The sequence below is a fragment of the Klebsiella spallanzanii genome, assembly GCF_902158555.1.
GTDB lineage: Bacteria > Pseudomonadota > Gammaproteobacteria > Enterobacterales > Enterobacteriaceae > Klebsiella > Klebsiella spallanzanii.
Window position 1 is genome coordinate 82,345 of record NZ_CABGGS010000012.1, and the last position, 21,267, is coordinate 103,611.

Sequence of the window (21,267 nt, forward strand, 5' to 3'; positions counted from 1 at the left end):
CACATTTTCTCACGGTGCGCCAGCGGCAACTTGTTGCCATATATCATTTTCCCATTCCCACAAATCTGTTATACAGTCACCTCTATTGCTGGCCGCAAATGGCCGCTCACCGAGTTAACATGCCGGAATTTTCAATCAATATGACAACGGACTTACTCAAAGACGTTATTTATCGTCGTATCAGAGATATGATCATCAACGGCACATTACCGATGGGCTGCAAAATATCAGAATCAGCGCTGGCAACTCGTTTATCTTCCACTAAAGCGCCGGTACGCGACGCCTTGAGACGTTTGCAAAGCGAGGGGCTGGTACATATCCGCCCGAAAAGCGGGACCTTTGTTTTTAACCTGAGCGATATTGAGTTTAACGGGCTGCTGGAGTTTCGTTATTTTGTTGAGGCAAAAGCGCTGAGGCTATCCCTGCATCGCAATCAGCGCCAGCTGGTACAAGCATTATCTTCCTATCTCGACCACATGACGTTTTGTCTGGAAAATAATTCCACGCATGAATATATTCGCCTCGATAATCTGTTCCACGAGGCTTTATTCACCTATTGCGGCAATGCCTATTTACAGCAATCCTACGTGCTTATTTCCGCGCAGATGGCGACAATCCGCAATTATCTTGGCAGTAATGACGAACATATGCACCGCTCCCATCAACAGCATGTCGCAATCATTCAGGCTATCCAGGATGCGGATGCCGAAAAAGCGCTCCAGGCGCTGCAGGAACATATTCTTCCAGAAAAAGGGGCCTATTGGGGGCAATTCGGCTAACACCGCGAACAGATTAACTGAACGCGGTATTACCTTATTTATGCGGCTGGAGAAGCTTCTGCGCTTCGTGTTTCATCACATGTGTGCTGACGGCAGCCTGGAAAACTTTAAACATCAGGCCGTTAATCAGCGTGGTGATGGTAATAACGATAAACGCCGTCATTGCCCAGTCAATCAGCGCAAAGCCGCTGTTCAGCAGCGCCGGGCGATATACCGCCATCCCGCCAAACACTACCCAGTGGCTCAGGCAGTAGAAGCAGTGAAATAGATGCCCCATCAGCGCGTTCTTTTTCGCCGTCCATTCACGAAACGCAGCAAACAACTCCGTCTGCGTCACCGTCATCGAAATACTGCTCGCCGCCATCGCAATCATCAGGCAGGTGGTTAAGGTTTCAATCATGGTCATGGCCTTTGTCGTTAAAGTAGCTGATAAATTCACTGCCGATGTCATGCAACGTCAGACGCTTAAAGCGATCGAGAATCAGCGTCTGCGCATCGGCGAGCGTCTCTGACATCACCCGGTTTACCCCCTGCTCCACCAGGCACTGCGGGTTTTCACTGCGGTTACCCAGCGCAAACAGCGCCGGTTCGCCGAGCGCCATGTAGATGTCGTAAAGTGTGATCTCGCTGACCGGCCGACACAGGCGCCAGCCGCCGTGGTGCCCCTTAGTCGCGCAGACGATATTTTTTTCCCTGAGCCCGGCAAGCAATTTGCGGATGAACGCCGGATTGCCGTCAATAAAAGCGGCCATCTGTTCCGACGTCAGAGGCTTATCCATCTGCTCCAGGTGAAGCAAGATGTGCAGCGTTGCGGAGAATGAGTTGTTTGTTTTCATGTAACTTACAATATTACATAAGATAGGCGTGAGCAATCCCAGAAAGGATAATCTGTACAAATAAAAGCTATCTACATGATAACCAGATGAATTTATATGATGAGAGTGTGGATTCAGAGATCCCGTCAAACGCAGATAAAAAAACGGCCCGGTAGCGAGGCGCTAACCGGGCCGGATGATAACGAGGTTTTATTAGCCAGCGACGGCAATGCGTTTCATGTCGGTCATGTAGCCGCGCAGTTTCTTACCAACCTGCTCGATAGCGTGGCTGCGAACAGCTTCGTTCACGTCGCGCAGCTGAGCGTTGTCGACAGCGCCTTCGGCAATCGCTTTGCCCAGGTCGCCGGTCTGCAGAGTGGTCATGAACTCTTTCAGCAGCGGTACGCAAGCGTAAGAGAACAGGTAGTTACCGTATTCTGCGGTATCAGAGATAACCACGTTCATTTCGTAAAGACGCTTACGGGCGATGGTGTTGGCGATCAGCGGCAGCTCGTGCAGTGATTCGTAGTAAGCAGATTCTTCGATGATGCCGGAATCAACCATGGTTTCGAATGCCAGCTCAACGCCCGCTTTCACCATCGCGATCATCAGAACGCCTTTATCGAAGTACTCCTGCTCGCCGATTTTACCTTCAAACTGCGGTGCGGTTTCGAATGCGGTTTTACCGGTCTCTTCACGCCAGGTCAGCAGTTTCTTATCGTCGTTGGCCCAGTCAGCCATCATGCCGGAAGAGAACTCGCCGGAGATGATGTCATCCATGTGTTTCTGGAACAGCGGCGCCATGATCTCTTTCAACTGTTCAGACAGCGCGTAAGCACGCAGCTTAGCCGGGTTAGACAGGCGGTCCATCATCAGGGTGATGCCGCCCTGCTTCAGCGCTTCGGTGATAGTTTCCCAGCCGAACTGAATCAGTTTTTCTGCGTAAGCCGGATCGGTACCTTCCGCCACCAGCTTGTCGAAGCACAGCAGAGAGCCAGCCTGCAGCATACCGCACAGGATAGTCTGCTCGCCCATCAGGTCAGATTTCACTTCCGCAACGAAGGAGGATTCCAGAACGCCCGCGCGATGGCCGCCGGTGGCCGCAGCCCAGGCTTTCGCAATGGCCATACCTTCGCCTTTCGGATCGTTTTCCGGGTGAACCGCGATCAGGGTCGGTACGCCGAAACCACGTTTGTACTCTTCGCGCACTTCGGTACCCGGACACTTCGGCGCCACCATAACGACGGTGATGTCTTTACGGATCTGCTCGCCGACTTCCACGATGTTGAAGCCGTGTGAATAGCCCAGCGCCGCGCCGTCTTTCATCAGCGGCTGTACGGAACGTACAACGTCAGAGTGCTGTTTGTCCGGAGTCAGGTTAACCACCAGGTCAGCCTGCGGGATCAGTTCTTCGTAGGTCCCCACTTTGAAGCCGTTTTCGGTCGCTTTACGCCATGAAGCGCGCTTTTCAGCAATCGCTTCTTTACGCAGTGCGTAGGAGATATCCAGACCGGAGTCGCGCATGTTCAGGCCCTGGTTCAGGCCCTGCGCGCCACAGCCGACGATGACCACTTTTTTACCCTGAAGGTAGCTTGCGCCATCGGCGAATTCGTCGCGACCCATAAAGCGACATTTGCCCAGCTGCGCCAGCTGCTGGCGCAGGTTCAGTGTATTAAAGTAGTTAGCCATGGTGATACCTCGTGATGTTGTACTGTCTTATTGTTCGGTTCGCTTTTGCGAGAATGAACTTACTATATGACAGGAAATTTATTGCGGAAATTGATATATTCACAACATCACGTTGCAATTTCTGCAATGTAAAATCGTGGAGTGCGTCCTGTGGATTTACGCGATCTGAAAACTTTTCTGCATCTGGCGGAAAGCCGCCATTTTGGCCGCAGCGCGCGGGCGATGCACGTGAGTCCTTCGACGCTATCCCGGCAAATTCAGCGCCTCGAAGAAGACCTCGGGCAGCCGTTGTTTGTGCGCGATAACCGCACGGTAACGCTCACCGAAGCGGGTGAAGAGCTGCGAACCTTTGCTCAGCAGACGCTGTTGCAGTATCAGCAATTACGCCACACCATCGATCAGCAAGGACCGTCTCTGTCGGGTGAGCTACATATTTTCTGCTCGGTGACCGCCGCCTATAGCCATCTTCCGCCCATTCTCGACCGTTTTCGTGCCGAACATCCTTCAGTAGAAATTAAGCTCACCACTGGCGATGCCGCTGATGCGATGGAGAAAGTGGTGACGGGTGAAGCCGATCTGGCGATTGCCGGTAAGCCAGAAACGCTACCCGGCGCGGTGGCGTTTTCCATGCTGGAGAATCTGGCGGTGGTGTTGATAGCACCGGCCTTACCTTGCCCGGTACGCAATCAGATTTCGGTTGAAAAACCAGACTGGTCAACGGTACCGTTTATCATGGCCGACCAGGGTCCGGTACGTCGCCGCATCGAACTCTGGTTTCGGCGCAATAAAATCAGCAACCCGTCAATTTATGCCACCGTAGGCGGGCATGAGGCGATGGTGTCGATGGTGGCACTCGGCTGCGGCGTGGCCCTGATTCCGGAAGTCGTGCTGGAGAATAGCCCGGAACCGGTACGTAACCGCGTGATGATTCTGGAGCGCAGCGATGAGAAAACGCCTTTTGAACTGGGCGTCTGCGTGCAAAAAAAACGGCTACATGAGCCGTTGGTTGACGCGTTCTGGAGAATCGTTCTGGAAAGAAAAATCGAAGAAGGCAAGTGAACGCTATAGATCAGCCGGGTCAATTTGCTTCATCGTTTCTACCGTCATTAACCATTGATACAGCGGCTCCAGTTGACGGAATCCATCCGCCAGCAGCGTGACCAGATCGGCGTGGAAGAGTTTTTCCACGTCGTTATCCGTCGCCATCGCCGCAAAAGATTTACGGTGATACCAGTCTGAAATAGTCGGTTCGAGGTCTTTGACCAACGGCCGCTTATAGCTCTCCCCCACCAGTTCAAACGGTGCCCGACAGCAGCTAGCAACTTCCAGAAACTGCTCCGGACGCCGTTTCAACGTGTGGCGAAACAGATCCATCGTCGGTTTACTGGCGCTGTAGTAGCCCAGCCCGTAACGCAGCGTATCCGGACTGATTTCAAAGAAATACGCCGGGGCATCCGTCCAGTTTTTAGCTGAACGCTTAAAGGTCAGCCACATCCGGCTGCGATAAAGGGATTTATCGTGTGAAAAGCGGGTATCGCGATGAATGCGCGACAAGGTTTTGCCGATAGCGGAGCGGGTCTCTAGCTGTGGGTCGATCTCCAGCATCGCGGGTGCTAAATCATCCACCAGCGCGCGAAACGGCGTGAGTATGCTGCGATCATAAATAAAACGGTGCTCTTCAAACCAGGTTTTATCGTTCTCGATACATACCTGCTGCAGAAAATTAAGCCCTTCTTGTGCAAAGCCCTGAAAGCGTCCCGCCATCTGCTTGTCTCACTTAACAATGTTATGAATCCCCTTTTATAACTATCCAGAAATCCGGCGAAGCGCAACCTGAAATAATGCCCCTTGCCCTGGAGATTAATTGGTATCGAAGGTGCCAGGTCTAAACGGGTGCTGCGGGTAAAATCATCACTAAAGAAACAGTACCTTACGAGAGGGAGTGACGATGCTGAAACCCAAAAAGATCTTCAATAATACCGATAATATTCGCAGTGAAATCATTGAGGGGCTGGTGTATGCCGGCCAGGGAAAAATTAATGCTCTGCCGGAATACTGTGCAGTCTACCGCTCGATGGAATCTAGCGCACAAACCGTGATTGTCAGCGGTGGAGGCAGCGGCCATGAGCCAACCTTTGCCGGTTTCGTCGGTGAAGGCGGCATTGATGCCTGCGCGCTGGGTGAAGTGTTCACTTCCCCTTCACCCGATCAGATAATCGAAGCTAGCCGAGCAGTTCACCAGGGTAATGGCGTGCTGTTCCTCTATGGAAACTATTCCGGCGACGGCATGAATTTCGACATTGCTGCAGAAATCCTTGCTGAAGAAGGCATTGAGTGCCGCACCGTACGCGCTACCGATGATATTGCTTCTGCACCGCTGGAAAGGTTCACCGACCGCCGTGGCGTAGGCGGCCTGGCATTTTTGTATAAGCTGTCAGGCGCTGCGGCACAGTTTGAACATTACGCGCTGCCCGCGCTGGAAGCGCTGGCGCAAAAGGCTAATCGTAATATCCGCACTATCGGCGTAGCGCTGAGCGGCTGTGCGTTGCCGCAGTCCGATGCCTTTAACTTCACGCTGGCAGATAATGAAATTGAGTTGGGAATTGGTATTCACGGCGAGCCGGGGCTGTGCCGCATTCCGCTACCGCATACCGATGAGCTGGTTGAAATGATGATCGAGCGCCTATGTGCCGATCTGCCTTTCGGCCAGGGCGATACAGTCTGCGTGTGTATCAACAATCTGGGTGCACTGAGTAATACAGAACTAATGGTGGTCACTCGCAAAGTCGGACTCTCGCTGGAAGCTCGCGGTATCGCCACCTTCGATGTGCAGGTTGGCCATTTCTGCACCTCATTAGAGATGTCCGGATTTTCGCTGAGCATGCTGCGCCTGGATGAAGAAATGCAGCGTCTGTACAACTATCCCATCAACACCTTCGGCTGGAGAAAATAAGATGGATACCACACAGTTCACCGCCTGTCTGCTGTACGTCGCTGAAGGGATGATCGCCAGCGAATCGCGCCTGACCGCGCTCGATCAGGTCATCGGCGATGGCGATCACGGTATCGGTATTAAACGTGGTTTTAGCGCATTGAAAAATCTGCTGAGCGCACCGGGATTTTCCTCTGCTGATGTTGGCGACTGCCTGTTACAAAGCGGTACTCGCCTGATGACCAGTATGGGCGGTGCTTCCGGGGCTATCTTTGGCACGCTATTTCGCGCTGGCGGTAAAGAGCTGGCTGGCCATTCAGAGTTTAATACAGCAACACTCGCCGAGTGGCTGGCAGTGGGTATGCAGGCCATCCACCAACGCGGCGGCGCGGAGCCGGGAGACAAAACCATGGTCGATGCGCTAGCCGCCGCCGCCGAACAGGCCAAAACGAATACCGCGCTGCCTTTAGCGAAAGCGCTAACGTACTGCGCGCAGGCGGCAATGAGGGGTGCAGAAGGAACCAGCACGATGGTCGCCCGCTTTGGCCGCGCGAAAAACCTCGGCGAAAGGGCTATTGGCCATTGCGATCCAGGGGCGGTGTCGATGGCGCTGATACTACAGTTTATGGATGATTTCGCTAACCGTACCTAGCCCGAACGACAAAAACCCGGCAACAAAAAGCCGGGTTTTATGGCATTTAGCATCAAATACCCCTGGAGCCAGCGCTAACGCGCCTCATCCAGGGACGATGCCCTCTAATCAAAACCAAAGCCTTCGGCAAACAGCACTTTCAGCTTCGCCATCGCCTCTTGTTCATCGCTACCGCTACAGATGATCTCCAGCGATCCCTTGCCTTTGATCCCTGCTCCGAGAATGCTCATGATACTCTTTCCCTTGATAATTTTCCCGTTGTAGATCATCTCGATCCGCGATTGATACTGCGCACAGGCTTTAGCCAGAACACCAGCAGGACGGGCGTGAATACCGTGTTGATTGCTGATTCTCACAACTTCTTTCAACATAATAGCGGTTCCTTTCTCACTGCCCGTCCGCCGGGCAAATAGCCTGAATAAAATTAAAATAACCCTGAATAAGAAGCTGAGCGACCATCGCACCAGGATCGACCAACGTCCGCGAACGCTCGCCGTGAATCGCCGCTCGTCCATGCTTTGCCACCATGTTGGTAGTTTGCTGTACGCCCTGTTGTGCCTGTAACAACGCCTCCCGGGCTTGCTCCAGCGGAGCAACTGTGGTTTTTAGAGCGACCAGCGCCGGCGCCATACCATCAAGAAACGTTTTTTCACCCGGCAGCGCTTTACCACGCTGCTGTACACCGTCATACCAGGCCTGGAAAAATGCGCCCATATCTGCCGGAACCATCGTTTCCTGCGCCTTAAACGCTTTACCGGCCTGCATTAGCCCGGAAGCCATGAGCGTCCCCATGGTGGACGGCACCGCCGAAGACATCGCCTTGCCCGCCATATAAAAAAACCGTCCTAGATCGCGTTCGTTGCTGCGCTGAGCATAGGCAGCAGCCGCTGCAAAACCGTCGCTCATAGTTAGCCCCAGATCGCCATCCCCCACAACACTATCCAGCTCGGTCAGCGTCTGCTTATTGCCCAGCATCACACGTGCCCACTCGGCAAAAAGCAGGCACAGTTCTTTTGCATCCCACGTCATAACATCTCCTTAGGCGGGAAACTGGCGGAACATTGGCGTATCGGCACCCGCATTAAGCAGCGCTTTGAGTTCCTCATCTACTGGCATCAGGCTGATGGACACTCCGGTCATCTCCATTGCCGTAGCGAATTCACCTACCCACACGCGGAAAACTCGAATGTTGCTCTCGGCCAGAATCTGATTCACGTGACGATACATCAGATACAGCTCTTCCAGCGGCGTTGCCCCGAGTCCGTTTATCAGTACTGCCACCTCGTCCCCTTGCTGACAGGGAGAGTCCGCCAGCAGCCAGGACATCATCTCTTCAGCGATCGGTTCAGCATTCAGCCGTGGGCCACGGCGGATCCCACTTTCACCGTGAATACCCATGCCAATTTCCATCTCATTGTCGCCAATATGAAAACCTGGCTTGCCGATGCGCGGTACAATGCACGGCGACAGCGCCACGCCAAGCGTGCGTACACTATCACCTGCTTTTTGCGCAATGCGCCGCACGGTATCGAGATCATCCATTCTGGCCGCCGCCGCACCGGCGCATTTGTAGACGAAAAAAATACCCGCTACGCCGCGTCGCGTAGTGACACCATCACTCGAGGCCGCACCAGCGGAATCATCGGCAGCCACCACCGTACAGGTGCGAATATCGCTCTCCATATCAGCCATTTCCGCAGCCATATCAAAATTGAAAATATCGCCGTTGTAGTTACCGTACAGATAAAGCACGCCCGCTCCATCGTCTACTTCCTGCGTGACGGCAAGGATTTGCTCAGGGGATGGCGACTGAAAAACATCACCGATCGCACAGCCATCCAGCATCCCCTTACCGACATAACCCAGAAACAGCGGCAGGTGTCCGGAACCCCCACCGGTCACAATACCGACCTTTCCCGGCACCGGACGCGCGGTGACTAAACAGTGCAGATCGTCATTAACGAAGCGGAAGCGATCGGGGTGCGCCAGGTAAATACCTTCCAGCATCTCCGGGATAAAATCCTCCGCCTGATTGATAAACTTCTTCATGCTTTCTCTCCATGAATGCCCCACCTGGACGGACGGGGTACGAAAGGTCGATTAGCGGACAAACTTAATCTGCGAAGGATATTCCCAACGCTGTAACTCTTCCGACGCAAAAGATTCTGGTTCTTTACCGCCGTTAATCATCAGCGCGTGATAGTAAATCTGAGCCATTTCTTCAAGATAGGCGGATTTCAGCACCGCTTCATACGGGTCTTTATCCACACCGATAGCACCATGTTTTTCCATCAGGATGGCATCCGCGCGTTTGATAGGCTCGATGACGCTATTCGACAGCGCGGTCGTTCCCGGACGGCCATATGGTGCGACCGGGATCACCCCGTCTTTCAGATTAAGGATGGCGCACTCGTATACCACTGCAGGAATCGGCTTATTCAGTACGGCAAACGACGTAGCGTAAAGGGAGTGGGTATGAGAGATAGCGAAAACATCCGGACGCGCCTTATAAATCTCAATATGCATCAGGCATTCGCTGGTCGGGCGCAAGCCTGCTTCACTTTCAATCACATTAGCCTCAACGTCCATAACGACAATATCCCTTGGCGTTAAATGCATTTTATCAATAGTTGTCGGGGTTACCAGAATAAGTCCGGTATCTTTATCTCGTACGCTGGAGTTACCCGCTTTGTGTTTACATAACTCCCACTGTTGCGCGGTTCTGGCCATTTCAACAACATGTTTTTTCTGGATCTCTAGCATAATATTTATCCTGTATACGGTGGTAAGGGCGTGCGCTATCGCGACAGGTATTGTCGTGAATAACGTTGCAGCGTATTAGCTGCAACGGAGTTCAGTTACTGATTAATGGTGGCAAGAAATTTCTTTTATTAAGGTATATTCATCTTGTGCTCGACGAATAACATTCCCACCATCATAAAATTCGAGAAATTCATTTAATTGGGCCAAAGCCTTTAAGTGTTTTTGCGGATTATGGGTTGCCAGGACGATAATAACATCGGCCTGCATATAATCGGCGAAGGCAATCTTGTACGGCAGGCGTAACAGCGCCATACCGGTTTCCAGCGCCCCATCGTCGACGCCCGCATGGGCAATAATGACGCCATCAGCCAGCATAATATAGGGCTGCTCTTCAGCAATTTTATTAAGCATAATCTGTACGTAGCGCGGCTCGATAATGCCTGTGTGCAGCAGCGACGCCGACGCCTGGGTAATCGCTAACTGCCATGAGTCAGGCAGTTCAGCAGCAAACTGAACGTGTGCGCGGCTAAGCAGATCGGTCAATGATGGCGTTGGCAGTTCAAAACTGCCAACCGAACTCGCTGCGCTGCTTTCAGCATAAATATAACTGGCAAGCGCTCGCTGTAGCCCTTTATGATCGACGATGTTGCCAAAACGCTCAAAAATAAGCAGCAGTTGTTCAATCTGAATAATATTCGGATCTACGCCTTGCAAGGCGCTGAGCACATGATTACGGAAAGCGCTTTTATGGATACTGCTAATGGATGGGTTCACCACAAATACCATCTTGCTGGTATTCAGATGAGTGGTAGAAAAAACAACATCATAATGACCGGTGTAACGCTCAAACTCACGACGAGAAAGCATCTGTGTGAAATGCAGCTCCGGAAACAGTACCTGTAGGGTCAGGAACAGGTAGGTTGAAATCGTAGCGCTGTTTTCGCATACCACAACCGCCGTTTTCTGCAGATTAATTTGATGAATAACACCTTCACGCGTCAGCCAACCGCCAAACAGCACCGTCAGAAACGCCATCTCTTCGTCAGGAATTTCACAGTGCAAAAGCGTCTCAAACGGTACCGATGCCCTGCGTACCATTTCATGCAGGTGGCTAAATTCTTTCACCACCAGATCGTAGGCGCTGCTGGTGTTGGGTAGATGATAGCGGATGCGATAATACGCAGGTTTCCAGTGCTGATAAATTTTTTCAATCAGCTCATTTTTCTCTTTAATTGTCACGCAACTTATTTTTTCAAAGCCATCAACAACCGCAACAACGCTTTCAAGTAAAATGGTGTCCAGATGAAAATATTTATCCGCAATACTCTGAATATTTGAGCTCTGGATTAGTGCCGTCAGGAAAATCAGTTCATTTTCACTATTGATATTGATTTTACTGATAACGCTTTGCATCAGAGTAAACGCTCTGCTTCGGCTAATATCGGCATAGCTGCTCGGAATATGGACCAGGTTTTTGCCCGATTCAATACGGTGCAGAACAAAGCAGATGAAATAAATAAGCTCCTGGAGCTGACGATCTGTAAATTGAATTTTAAAGCGTTTTTCTATTTCACTAAAAACGTTGCCGACTTTTTCCAGATACTCACTCATCACATTGTTATATTGGGCGATAACATTTTTTGCTACCGGAATTTCCAGCACCCGACGCAAACAGTTCAGCAGCAAATAGCGCTTCTCCAGCTCCTCGCCAAGAATATGGTAGCCATTTCCCCGATCGTAGCTAATCTCCAGTCCATGATCGATAACCTCTATACGCACTTTTTTCAGATCATTGATGATTGTGTTCTGGCTTACCCCTAGCGACGACGAGAGGTGCAGCAGCGACAATCTTTCACTGCGCGTTAGCAGCATGAAGATTATCATCTGCCCCCGCTCTTCTTCTGAAAACAGATAGCGGTGTTCGGTCTCAGAGGTCTGATTCTGGCGAAAATACTCAATCACGTGTCGTGGGATATGTAATTTCCCCGTCTTCAGGCGATTAATACGATCAAAGTGGTTTGACTCCAGATAATCATTCACCTTTTTCAGCGTATAGCTCAGTTGCTTACGCGTCAGGCAAAACTGTTCTTCAAGCTTCGTTCCTGTAATGCTGGGGTCATTCACAATGGCATCCAGAACTTCGACAACGCGTTTATCCATAGCCATGCCAACTCTCCTGCGAAGAAAAATCTGGCGACGAAACCAGCCGCCAGAAATAAACGTGGTTTCCTGCGTTACGCTTGTTGCACCTGCTCCGGATGTTCTGCTTCTTGCTGAGCCAAAGCACTTTCGCGGCGTAGTTCACGAGAATAGAAGAAGTAGCCGCATGCCCACCAGGCAGCAAATAGCAGAGGGATAAAGCTGCCTTCCAGGAATTTAAACAGGAAGGAGAATGCGTAGGTAAAGACCGGTGCATCAATTGAGCTATTTGAAATCAGCTGACCTGCTGGGATGGTTATCGCTTTAGTTGCCAGCCCAAGTTCGGTAATCATCGGCGCAAACTGCGTTCCCACAAACAGGAAAAACGGCACGCCGATAATACTCAGGATCACCATGCGTAGGGTATGACCGCGCGTAACCAGGTATGCGGGGACGATCAATGCAATGTTGATGATCCCCGCGAACGGTAGAATCTTATTACCCGGCAGGATTAGCGCCCACAGCAGCGTGAACGGAATGGCCACGATGATGGCAAACCAGATTTCACTGGCACCGCCCATAAACGGCCAGTCGATGCCAACAAACAGCTTACGTCCTGAAAATTTCTTGTTCATATAATCGCTAATCGCTTCAGAGATGGGCGACAGCGCTTGCATAAAGAGTTTGGAAATCATCGGAAACAGGACCAGCGCCGTCGATGCTTGTACGCCTAACATTAACGTTTTTGCCACGCTATAACCTGCAATAATCCCGAACAAAATTCCCAGAATAAAGCCGATGATGTGGTTTTCAGCAAACACGCCAACCTTGGCTCGTAGGGCAGTAGCATCCATCGGTTTATTGCAAACAGGTATTTTGCGCAGCAGCAGATCGAACGGGTAGTAAATCGCACCGAAGAACACCATACGATGCGTACAAGTCACACCGGGGATCCCTGTCAGTTTCTCAATACGGTATTGGTGAATATCTCCTGCATTCAGTTCCATAATGATCTGGAAGGCGGCGATGAGGAACGCCAGGGCCAAGCTCCAGGCGGGGCCAAACAATGGGGTGGTGACGCTCACCACAATAAACGCAGTAAAGATTTTCCCCCAGACGTTCCAGAGATCCGCGTTAAACGTGTTGGTTTTATTGAGCATCAACATCACAATGTTCACGCCAACCTGAAGCGGAAACATGGCGAACGCGTAGGGCCAGGCCCACGAAATATTCGCCATTGTAGTCCAACCACCATCGACAATGCTGAGCTCAAGTCCAGTACGTTTCATCATGGTCTGGGCGGCAATACCGATAGCATCAACCATAAAACCTATCAGCATACTCATACCAACAAACGCAACACCCAGCGTGATGGCCGCTGATGCCGCATCGCGGAATTTCATCCGTACTACCAGTCCGGCAAGTAACATAATAAAGGGCACAAAAACTGGCGCGCCTAAATTCAGAATGTAATTTATGATTACACCAAGAAAGTCCATAGCACTTCTCCACTAAAATAATTATACGGATTAAAGAGCTACGCCTTATTTACAGGCATCAATGACCTTTTGTAACTCCTGTTCCATACCCATACCGGTCAAAAACGCAATACCGTTAATTACGGGAATAGGGTATTGCTTATCAACTTTAGTAATGGCGATATAAGCAGCACTATCTTTAATATGGCTATCGAGGGATTTCAAATCGATAACTTCAACTTTTATGTGTAATTGATTTCGTTCATTTAATAAACGAGAAACTTTACTGGCAACGGTTTGTGAAGTAGCAACGCCGCTTCCACAGGCAACAATGACTTTTTTCATCTTATAAATCCTTATCCAATTGCAGTCTTGATGTGAGGGTACAGAGAAAAGTATCTACATCTTCTATTTCACGTAGTGCCTGAACAACTTCTTCATCCGCAAGACAATCCATCAGCTTTTGTAGCGCAGTTAAGTGACTGCTATGATCAACAAAACCAAGTAAAACAATAAAATGAACGTACAGCGTGTTGTCATCATTACCCATCTCATGCCAGGCAATAGGTTGTGACAGTCGCGTGACGGAGATAAAGGGACAAATCACATGCTGAGGATCAGTATGAGGGAGCGCTATCGCCACCGGTATCGTAGGTAAACCCGTAGGGTAGGCTTGCTCACGGGCAATAATCGCTTCAAGAAAAGAGTCCCGGACGTAACCTTTCTCTTTCAACAGTAAAAATATGGAAGAAAAAAAATCCGTGGAGTTATTATAATGCTTATCCAGAAACGTGAGCTGGGGCAAAAAATATTCACATCCTTGCGCATTTTCATTCGGGGCATCAATTATATCCGTTCTCATCCGAATATCCTCTTTAACCACTAAGAATTAACTACAGACAATGTTAATTCAGAATCAGTAGCCGGACGACAAGTATTGCCCCCAAAAGATGAGCCAGGGCTGGCGCAACATGGTGAGCTTTTTATTATGAATCACATCACATTTCTATCCTGGAGGTCTGAAAACAACAATAGTATGAAGTGTGTTACATTAAGGGAGAAGGGAAAAGAATAATAGGGGAAAACCGTCCAGTGTCGGTATGCCATCACATAATGATTCTGTAGCATCGCGACACCAGGCATCTACTTACACCGCTTCTCCGTATTCATGCAGCGAAACGGCTCATCCTACACTGAGCAAGGAATATTAATCCGGGTACGCGGAGGTAATCACGGATGTATCTTTTCCATTATACTTAAACGTTATTTGGGTTTCTCCACCAGCATAAAATTGCTCAATGCTTAATTCATTCACTCCCTGCCATTTATAGTCCACTGACATCGCATTACCCAGATTGTTGATATGCTTGTTTTGGCCCGGCTGCGGGTTTTGAATAAAATCTTTTTGTGCATCAGACAGCATCTCAGCAAGATAAACCGAGTATGCTTGTAACAAGCTCATATCTTTATATTCACAGGCGTTGACGAAAACCATTTCGTCAGGCCTGTCTTTTACCTGGCAAATAATATTTTCTCGTGTGTTCTCTTCAGAATTAGCAGTTGAACACAGCAAACAAAATAAACCTGAGAACAACAAAGGGAATAATTTCATATAAATCATCCATGAATATGATTAATCAGTGATATTTCAACTCATCTTAAAATGTTCCCCCTACCAGTACGGAAGAGGGATCAAATCGCTACGCGAGGAAGAAGCGGAATGCCGGATTATTACTTTCGTCATGACAGTCGTAGCCCAGCTCATGCAGACGGGTTTCGAAATCAGGCTCGTGATCGCCCAGTTCGAATGCCGCCAGCACGCGACCATAGTCGGTACCATGGCTGCGATAGTGGAACAGAGAGATGTTCCAGTGGGTACCCAGCGTATGCAGGAACTTCAGCAAGGCACCGGGCGATTCCGGAAACTCAAAGCTGAACAAACGCTCCTGCAATGGCTGCGATGGACGCCCGCCGACCATATAGCGCACGTGAAGCTTGGCCATTTCATCATCGGAGAGATCCACCACACTATAACCCCCCTCGTGCAGCAGATTGAGGATTTCTTTACGTTCTTCCAGTCCGCGGCTCAGACGCACACCAACAAAAATACAGGCGTTTTTCGCATCGGCGAAGCGGTAATTAAACTCGGTGACCGAACGGCCGCCCAGCAGTTGGCAGAACTTAAGGAAACTGCCCTTCTCTTCCGGAATGGTTACCGCCAGCAGCGCTTCACGCTGTTCGCCCAGCTCGCAGCGTTCAGAAACGTAGCGCAGACCGTGGAAGTTAACGTTCGCCCCGGAAAGCACGTGCGCCAGGCGTTCGCCGCGAATATTGTGCTGAGCGATATATTTTTTCATCCCCGCCAGCGCCAGCGCGCCGGAAGGCTCAGCCACCGCTCGCACGTCTTCAAACAGATCTTTCATCGCCGCACAGATAGCATCACTGTCAACGGTGACGATATCATCCAGATACTCCTGGCACAGACGGAAGGTTTCATCACCGATGCGCTTAACCGCCACGCCTTCGGCAAATAAACCGACGCGGGGTAAATCCACCGGATGACCCGCATCCAGCGCGGCTTTCAGGCAGGCGGAATCCTCAGCCTCAACCGCAATGACTTTGATCTGCGGCATCAGCTGTTTAATCAGCACCGCCACGCCAGCAGCCAGACCGCCGCCGCCGACCGGCACAAACACGCGGTCAATATGGGCATCTTGCTGTAGCAGCTCCAGCGCCAGCGTACCCTGCCCGGCGATCACCATCGGATGATCGAACGGCGGTACCCAGGTGAATCCTTGCTGCTGCGCCAGCTCAATGGCTTTGGCTTTCGCTTCGTCGAAGTTAGCACCGTGCAACAGCACTTCGCCGCCAAAACCGCGAACGGCATCGACTTTGATATCCGCTGTTGCGGTTGGCATAACGATCAACGCTTTCACCCCCAGACGAGAAGCTGAAAAAGCGACGCCCTGGGCATGATTGCCCGCCGAAGCGGTAATCACGCCGTGAGATTTCTGCTCTTCTGTCAGCCCCGCCATCATCGCGTACGCGCCGCGCAGCTTAAAGCTATGCACCGGCTGGCGGTCTTCACGCTTCACCAGCACCACGTTATCAAGACGCGACGAGAGCTTTTCCATTTTTTGCAGCGGTGTAATCTGCGCGGCTTCATAGACCGGTGCACGCAGTACGGCTCTGAGGTATTCCGCCCCCTCAGGGGCGGCGGACAGGGGTTGTGACTCGGCCATCATTAACCCCCAAGTTTCGATTTATCGCGCACTGCGCCTTTGTCGGCGCTGGTTGCCAGGCTGGCGTAGGCGCGGAGGGCAAAGGAAACCTGACGTTCGCGATCTTTCGGCGTCCAGGCTTTATCACCGCGGGCTTCCTGAGCTTCACGACGCGCCGCAATTTCGGCATCGCTCAGTTGCAGCTGAATACCGCGATTTGGGATATCAATGGCAATCATGTCGCCATCTTCAATGATCGCAATATTGCCGCCGCTGGCGGCTTCAGGAGAAACGTGGCCAATAGAGAGGCCGGAGGTACCGCCGGAGAAACGACCGTCGGTAATCAGCGCACAGGCTTTACCCAGCCCCATGGATTTCAGGAAAGTGGTCGGATAGAGCATTTCCTGCATGCCCGGCCCACCTTTCGGCCCTTCATAACGAATGACCACCACGTCACCCGCGACAACCTTCCCACCGAGGATCGCGTCCACAGCCGCATCCTGGCTTTCGTACACCTTAGCCGGGCCGGTAAATTTCAGGATGCTGTCGTCCACGCCGGCGGTTTTAACGATACAGCCATTTTCCGCGAAGTTACCGTACAGAACTGCCAGGCCGCCGTCCTTGCTGTAAGCGTGCTCCAGCGAACGGATGCAGCCTTCAGCGCGATCGTCATCCAGCGAATCCCAGCGACAATCCTGAGAGAAGGCCTGAGTCGTACGGATACCCGCAGGCCCGGCGCGGAACATCTTTTTCACCGCTTCGTCCTGCGTGACGGTGATGTCGTACTGCTCCAGCGTCTGCGGCAGGGTTAAACCAAGCACGTTTTTCACGTCGCGGTTCAACAGCCCGGCACGATCCAGCTCGCCTAAAATACCCAACACGCCGCCCGCGCGGTGAACATCTTCCATATGATATTTCTGCGTACTTGGCGCAACCTTACACAGCTGCGGTACTTTGCGGGAAAGCTTATCGATATCACTCATGGTGAAGTCAATTTCCGCTTCCTGCGCCGCCGCCAGCAGGTGCAGTACGGTATTGGTGGAACCGCCCATGGCGATATCCAGCGTCATGGCGTTTTCGAACGCTGATTTGCAGGCAATATTGCGCGGCAGCGCGGAGTCGTCATCCTGCTCGTAGTAACGTTTAGTTAGCTCAACGATGCGGGAACCTGCATTGAGGAACAGCTGCTTACGGTCGGCGTGAGTCGCCAGCAGCGAGCCGTTACCCGGCTGCGACAGGCCCAGCGCTTCGGTCAGGCAGTTCATAGAGTTCGCGGTGAACATCCCTGAGCAAGAGCCGCAGGTCGGACAGGCAGAACGTTCAACCTGATTGCTCTGATCATCAGAGACTTTCGGGTCAGCGCCCTGAATCATCGCATCAACCAGGTCGAGCTTGATAATTTGATCGGAAAGTTTGGTTTTCCCGGCTTCCATCGGGCCGCCGGAAACAAAAATCACTGGAATATTCAGGCGCAGAGACGCCATTAACATCCCCGGAGTGATTTTATCGCAGTTGGAGATACAGACCATCGCATCGGCACAGTGAGCGTTAACCATATACTCTACCGAGTCGGCGATCAGTTCGCGGGATGGCAGTGAATAAAGCATACCCCCGTGCCCCATGGCGATCCCATCGTCCACCGCAATGGTGTTGAATTCTTTGGCAACGCCGCCAGCGGCTTCAATTTGTTCGGCAACCAGCTTCCCGAGATCGCGCAGATGCACGTGACCCGGCACGAACTGGGTGAAGGAGTTAACGACGGCGATAATCGGTTTACCGAAGTCGGCGTCGGTCATTCCAGTTGCGCGCCACAGCGCGCGGGCACCCGCCATATTACGGCCGTGAGTGGTTGTGGCGGAACGGTACTTAGGCATGCTTTAGTTACTCCCAGTTTCTGTTAAATGGGGCGTTGCGTGTCGCCCCATTTTTTTATGCTTATTGATTAACCTGATCCAACCAGCCCCATTTATCCTCGGTTTCACCGGTGAAGAGGCCAAAGAATGCTTGCTGAATACGTTTGGTAATCGGGCCACAGCGGCCTTCGCCCACCTGAATACCATCGACGCTGCGTACCGGCGTAATTTCTGCAGCAGTACCGGACATGAAGACTTCATCGGCCAGATACAGAGACTCGCGGGACAATACCTGCTCGCGCACTTCCAGACCCAGATCTTTCGCCAGCTTGATGATAGCGTCGCGAGTGATGCCCGGCAGCGCGGAAGAGGTGAACGGCGGAGTAAACAACACGCCATCTTTCACTTCAAACAGGTTTTCACCCGCACCTTCAGAGATATAGCCGTTAACGTCGAGTGCGATACCTTCCTGATAACCATGACGACGCGCTTCGCTACCGACCAGCAGAGAAGAGAGGTAGTTACCGCCGGCTTTAGCTGCGGTTGGAATGGTATTCGGCGCAGCACGATTCCAGGAAGAAACCATCGCATCGATCCCCTGATCCAGGGCTTCAGCCCCCAGGTAGGCTCCCCACGGGAACGCCGCGATGATCACGTCAGTGGTGTAGCCATCTGGCGGGTTAACCCCCATACCGACGTCGCCAACAAATACCAGTGGACGGATATAGGCGCTGGTCAGGTTGTTTTTACGCAGGACTTCGCGGCAGGCTTCCATCAGTTCATCAACGCTCTGAGAAACCGGGAAACGATAAATCTTGGCGGAGTCACGCAGACGCTGCATGTGCTCACGGTGGCGGAAGACAACCGGGCCTTTGTGAGAATCGTAGCAGCGGATGCCTTCGAATACAGAAGTGCCATAGTGCAGCGCGTGAGACATGACGTGCACCTTCGCCTCTTCCCAACGCACCATCTCACCGTTGAACCAGATGTAGTCCGCTTTTTTCGTCGTCATTTTTCTTCCTTTGCGCTCAGGCGCGAATTTGTTGTGATGTAGGTTGCTGGATCTCGACGCAGGCGACGTCCACCAGTTTGCTTAATTGACTAAACAGTAATTCGACGGGCCGCTGGCTGGCAACGGTCAGTTCAATATTAATATTCCGGGCATCGGCAGCAGTTTCCATATTCATAGCGCAAATCTGGAATCCGCGATGGCGCACAACGCGCAGCACACGTTCTAAAGTTTCTGGATTGAAGCGGGCCTGCAAGGCGACCTGATGTTGCATCATGATAATTTCTCCAGCATTTCTGCGTTACTGGCACCGGGCGGCACCAACGGCCAGACGTTCTCAAGTTCGTCGATTGAGACATGAAGCAGATAAGGCCCCTGGCTCGAAAGCATGGTGTCGAGTGCCGCTTCAACCTGGTCTTTACGGGTGATGTGTTGACCAGGGATGCCGAAGGCGCTGGCCAGAGTAAGGAAATCGGGGTTATCGGTAAGCGTGGTTTCGCTATAACGTTCCTGGAAAAACAGCTGCTGCCATTGTCGAACCATTCCTAAGCGCTGGTTATCCAGCAAGACTATCTTCAGTGGCAACTGCTTACGTTTTACGGTGCCCAGCTCCTGCACATTCATCATGAAAGAGCCGTCACCGGAGATACAGATAACCGTATCATCAGGGCGGGCTACCTGTGCGCCTACCGCTGCGGGCAAGCCAAATCCCATGGTGCCTAATCCGCTGGAGGTGATGAAATTCTCCGGGCGCGTATAGGTCATATGCTGCGCGGACCACATTTGATGCTGGCCTACGTCGGTAGTCACAACACAATCCGCTGGTTTGCGATCGGAAAGCTGCTTTAACAACAAAGGTGCGTAGATGGCATCGCCTGGATGATCGTAGCGCCAGGCGTGCTCGGCCCGCAGCTGTGCATTACGCTGACGCCAGGCATCGATAGACAGCGGTTGCTGCAGCGCTGGCAGCATCACATTCAAATCGCCCGTCAAACCAATGTGTACCTGGCGCAGTTTGTTCAACTCAGCCGGGTCGATATCCATATGGATAACTTTGGCATCCGGGGCAAAGGTATTCAGCTTACCGGTTACACGATCGTCAAAACGCGCGCCAACCGCGATAAGCAGATCGCATTCCTGTACCGCCAGGTTAGCCGCTTTGGTGCCATGCATCCCCAGCATGCCCAGATAGTACGGATAATCCGCATTCACCACTCCGAGTCCTTTCAGGGTGGAAGTCGCTGGCATTTGCGTTACAGCAAGAAACTCGCGCAGCGCCGGTACCGCTTGTGCCATCCCCACGCCGCCGCCAACGTATAACATCGGCTTCTGCGACTGGGTCAGCATCTGCAAAGCATATTCGATATCCGCATAGGGGAAATCAACGTCATCAGCTACCATGGAAAAATGCGGATCGAGTTCGCCCTGCGCCAGCTGGATATCTTTCGGGATATCGACCAGCACCGGGCCGGGACGCCCTGAGTTCGCTACATAGAAAGCTTCAGCAATAACGCGCGGCAGTTCTTCCAGCGACTGCACCAGGAAACTGTGTTTGGTACAAGCCAGCGATAATCCGAGAACATCCACTTCCTGGAATGCATCGGTGCCAATAAACGGAGCGGCAACCTGACCAGTGATGGCAACAACGGGAACGGAATCAAGCAGCGCGTCGGCAAGACCGGTGATCAGATTGGTCGCGCCGGGCCCGGAAGTGGCAATGCATACACCGGTCTTGCCGGTAGCTCGGGCATAGCCGATGGCCGCCATCGCCGCCCCTTGCTCATGTCGGCACAGTAAGTGTTCCACGCCGCCGTCATACAATGCATCGTAAACCGGCATAATTGCGCCACCCGGATAGCCAAAAACAGTGTCGACACCCTGTGCTCGCAAAGCATGTACTACCCACCGCGCCCCATTCATAGTTACTTCCCCGTCTT

The 21,267-nt window shown here is 51.9% G+C and carries 22 protein-coding genes; 4 read left to right on the forward strand and 18 right to left on the reverse strand.

Annotated elements, in window-relative coordinates; all coding sequences use genetic code 11:
• Window positions 1-140 precede the first annotated feature (140 nt).
• Window positions 141-779 carry a GntR family transcriptional regulator gene (locus tag FN082_RS11560; RefSeq protein WP_000205685.1) on the forward strand — a complete coding sequence of 213 codons (639 nt, stop codon included), beginning with the start codon at window positions 141-143 and terminating at the stop codon, window positions 777-779.
• Between the two features lie 34 nt (window positions 780-813).
• Here FN082_RS11560 and FN082_RS11565 read toward each other — a convergent pair whose 3' ends face one another.
• The 3 genes from FN082_RS11565 to ilvC all read right to left on the reverse strand — a co-directional run bounded on the left by FN082_RS11565 (window position 814) and on the right by ilvC (window position 3,283).
• Entirely contained in the window at window positions 814-1,179 is a 366-nt protein-coding gene (locus FN082_RS11565; RefSeq protein ID WP_139537339.1) for a DUF1360 domain-containing protein, read from the reverse strand.
• Window positions 1,172-1,615, reverse strand: a complete 444-nt coding sequence (locus tag FN082_RS11570) for an RrF2 family transcriptional regulator (RefSeq protein ID WP_139537338.1) — start codon at window positions 1,613-1,615, stop codon at window positions 1,172-1,174. Before FN082_RS11570 ends, FN082_RS11565 begins: the two co-directional genes overlap by 8 nt.
• Before the next feature lie 192 nt (window positions 1,616-1,807).
• A complete protein-coding gene (ilvC, locus tag FN082_RS11575) occupies window positions 1,808-3,283 on the reverse strand; it encodes a ketol-acid reductoisomerase (RefSeq protein WP_139537337.1) in 1,476 nt (491 codons plus the stop codon).
• A 150-nt stretch (window positions 3,284-3,433) separates the two neighbouring features.
• Between ilvC and ilvY the strand changes: the two genes are divergently transcribed.
• Complete coding sequence (gene ilvY, locus FN082_RS11580; protein WP_139537336.1) at window positions 3,434-4,342, forward strand: HTH-type transcriptional activator IlvY; 909 nt, start codon at window positions 3,434-3,436, stop codon at window positions 4,340-4,342.
• Window positions 4,343-4,345: 3 nt separating this feature from the next.
• On the opposite strand, the gene FN082_RS11585 is transcribed toward ilvY, so the two are convergent.
• Window positions 4,346-5,047 (reverse strand): DUF2461 domain-containing protein, encoded by a 702-nt coding sequence (locus FN082_RS11585; protein WP_142462999.1) that lies wholly within the window; start codon window positions 5,045-5,047, stop codon window positions 4,346-4,348.
• Window positions 5,048-5,231: 184 nt separating this feature from the next.
• Between FN082_RS11585 and FN082_RS11590 the strand changes: the two genes are divergently transcribed.
• Together FN082_RS11590 and dhaL are read left to right on the forward strand one after the other, a co-directional pair.
• Complete coding sequence (locus FN082_RS11590) at window positions 5,232-6,236, forward strand: dihydroxyacetone kinase subunit DhaK (protein WP_142981598.1); 1,005 nt, start codon at window positions 5,232-5,234, stop codon at window positions 6,234-6,236.
• Between the two features lies 1 nt (window position 6,237).
• Window positions 6,238-6,867: a dihydroxyacetone kinase subunit DhaL gene (gene dhaL / locus FN082_RS11595; RefSeq protein ID WP_142981599.1), complete on the forward strand. Its 630-nt coding sequence runs from the start codon at window positions 6,238-6,240 to the stop codon at window positions 6,865-6,867.
• A 104-nt stretch (window positions 6,868-6,971) separates the two neighbouring features.
• On the opposite strand, the gene FN082_RS11600 is transcribed toward dhaL, so the two are convergent.
• The 14 genes from FN082_RS11600 to ilvG all read right to left on the reverse strand — a co-directional run bounded on the left by FN082_RS11600 (window position 6,972) and on the right by ilvG (window position 21,250).
• The gene (locus FN082_RS11600; RefSeq protein ID WP_142981600.1) at window positions 6,972-7,238 is read right to left on the reverse strand and encodes an HPr family phosphocarrier protein; all 267 of its coding nucleotides are present in this window, start codon (window positions 7,236-7,238) and stop codon (window positions 6,972-6,974) included.
• Between the two features lie 16 nt (window positions 7,239-7,254).
• Window positions 7,255-7,896, reverse strand: coding sequence for a DAK2 domain-containing protein (locus FN082_RS11605; RefSeq protein ID WP_142981601.1), 642 nt, complete (start codon window positions 7,894-7,896; stop codon window positions 7,255-7,257).
• Between the two features lie 9 nt (window positions 7,897-7,905).
• A complete protein-coding gene (locus FN082_RS11610) occupies window positions 7,906-8,916 on the reverse strand; it encodes a dihydroxyacetone kinase subunit DhaK (protein ID WP_142981602.1) in 1,011 nt (336 codons plus the stop codon).
• Window positions 8,917-8,967: 51 nt separating this feature from the next.
• On the reverse strand, window positions 8,968-9,630 hold the full coding sequence (locus FN082_RS11615; RefSeq protein WP_142981603.1) for a class II aldolase/adducin family protein: 663 nt from the start codon (window positions 9,628-9,630) through the stop codon (window positions 8,968-8,970).
• Between the two features lie 102 nt (window positions 9,631-9,732).
• Complete coding sequence (locus tag FN082_RS11620) at window positions 9,733-11,796, reverse strand: BglG family transcription antiterminator (RefSeq protein WP_142981604.1); 2,064 nt, start codon at window positions 11,794-11,796, stop codon at window positions 9,733-9,735.
• Window positions 11,797-11,864: 68 nt separating this feature from the next.
• The gene (locus FN082_RS11625) at window positions 11,865-13,268 is read right to left on the reverse strand and encodes a PTS galactitol transporter subunit IIC (protein ID WP_142981605.1); all 1,404 of its coding nucleotides are present in this window, start codon (window positions 13,266-13,268) and stop codon (window positions 11,865-11,867) included.
• A 45-nt stretch (window positions 13,269-13,313) separates the two neighbouring features.
• A complete protein-coding gene (locus tag FN082_RS11630) occupies window positions 13,314-13,592 on the reverse strand; it encodes a PTS sugar transporter subunit IIB (protein WP_142981606.1) in 279 nt (92 codons plus the stop codon).
• A gap of 1 nt (window position 13,593) precedes the next feature.
• Entirely contained in the window at window positions 13,594-14,109 is a 516-nt protein-coding gene (locus tag FN082_RS11635; protein ID WP_142981607.1) for a PTS sugar transporter subunit IIA, read from the reverse strand.
• A gap of 345 nt (window positions 14,110-14,454) precedes the next feature.
• Complete coding sequence (locus tag FN082_RS11640; protein WP_142981608.1) at window positions 14,455-14,859, reverse strand: hypothetical protein; 405 nt, start codon at window positions 14,857-14,859, stop codon at window positions 14,455-14,457.
• An 88-nt stretch (window positions 14,860-14,947) separates the two neighbouring features.
• Window positions 14,948-16,489 carry a threonine ammonia-lyase, biosynthetic gene (ilvA, locus tag FN082_RS11645; RefSeq protein ID WP_142465215.1) on the reverse strand — a complete coding sequence of 514 codons (1,542 nt, stop codon included), beginning with the start codon at window positions 16,487-16,489 and terminating at the stop codon, window positions 14,948-14,950.
• Between the two features lie 2 nt (window positions 16,490-16,491).
• Window positions 16,492-18,342 (reverse strand): dihydroxy-acid dehydratase, encoded by a 1,851-nt coding sequence (gene ilvD, locus FN082_RS11650; RefSeq protein ID WP_139537334.1) that lies wholly within the window; start codon window positions 18,340-18,342, stop codon window positions 16,492-16,494.
• Between the two features lie 61 nt (window positions 18,343-18,403).
• Complete coding sequence (locus FN082_RS11655) at window positions 18,404-19,333, reverse strand: branched-chain amino acid transaminase (RefSeq protein ID WP_139537333.1); 930 nt, start codon at window positions 19,331-19,333, stop codon at window positions 18,404-18,406.
• A 16-nt stretch (window positions 19,334-19,349) separates the two neighbouring features.
• Window positions 19,350-19,607, reverse strand: coding sequence for an acetolactate synthase 2 small subunit (gene ilvM, locus FN082_RS11660; protein ID WP_004107599.1), 258 nt, complete (start codon window positions 19,605-19,607; stop codon window positions 19,350-19,352).
• The gene (gene ilvG, locus FN082_RS11665) at window positions 19,604-21,250 is read right to left on the reverse strand and encodes an acetolactate synthase 2 catalytic subunit (protein WP_139537332.1); all 1,647 of its coding nucleotides are present in this window, start codon (window positions 21,248-21,250) and stop codon (window positions 19,604-19,606) included. Before ilvG ends, ilvM begins: the two co-directional genes overlap by 4 nt.
• Window positions 21,251-21,267: the final 17 nt, after the last annotated feature.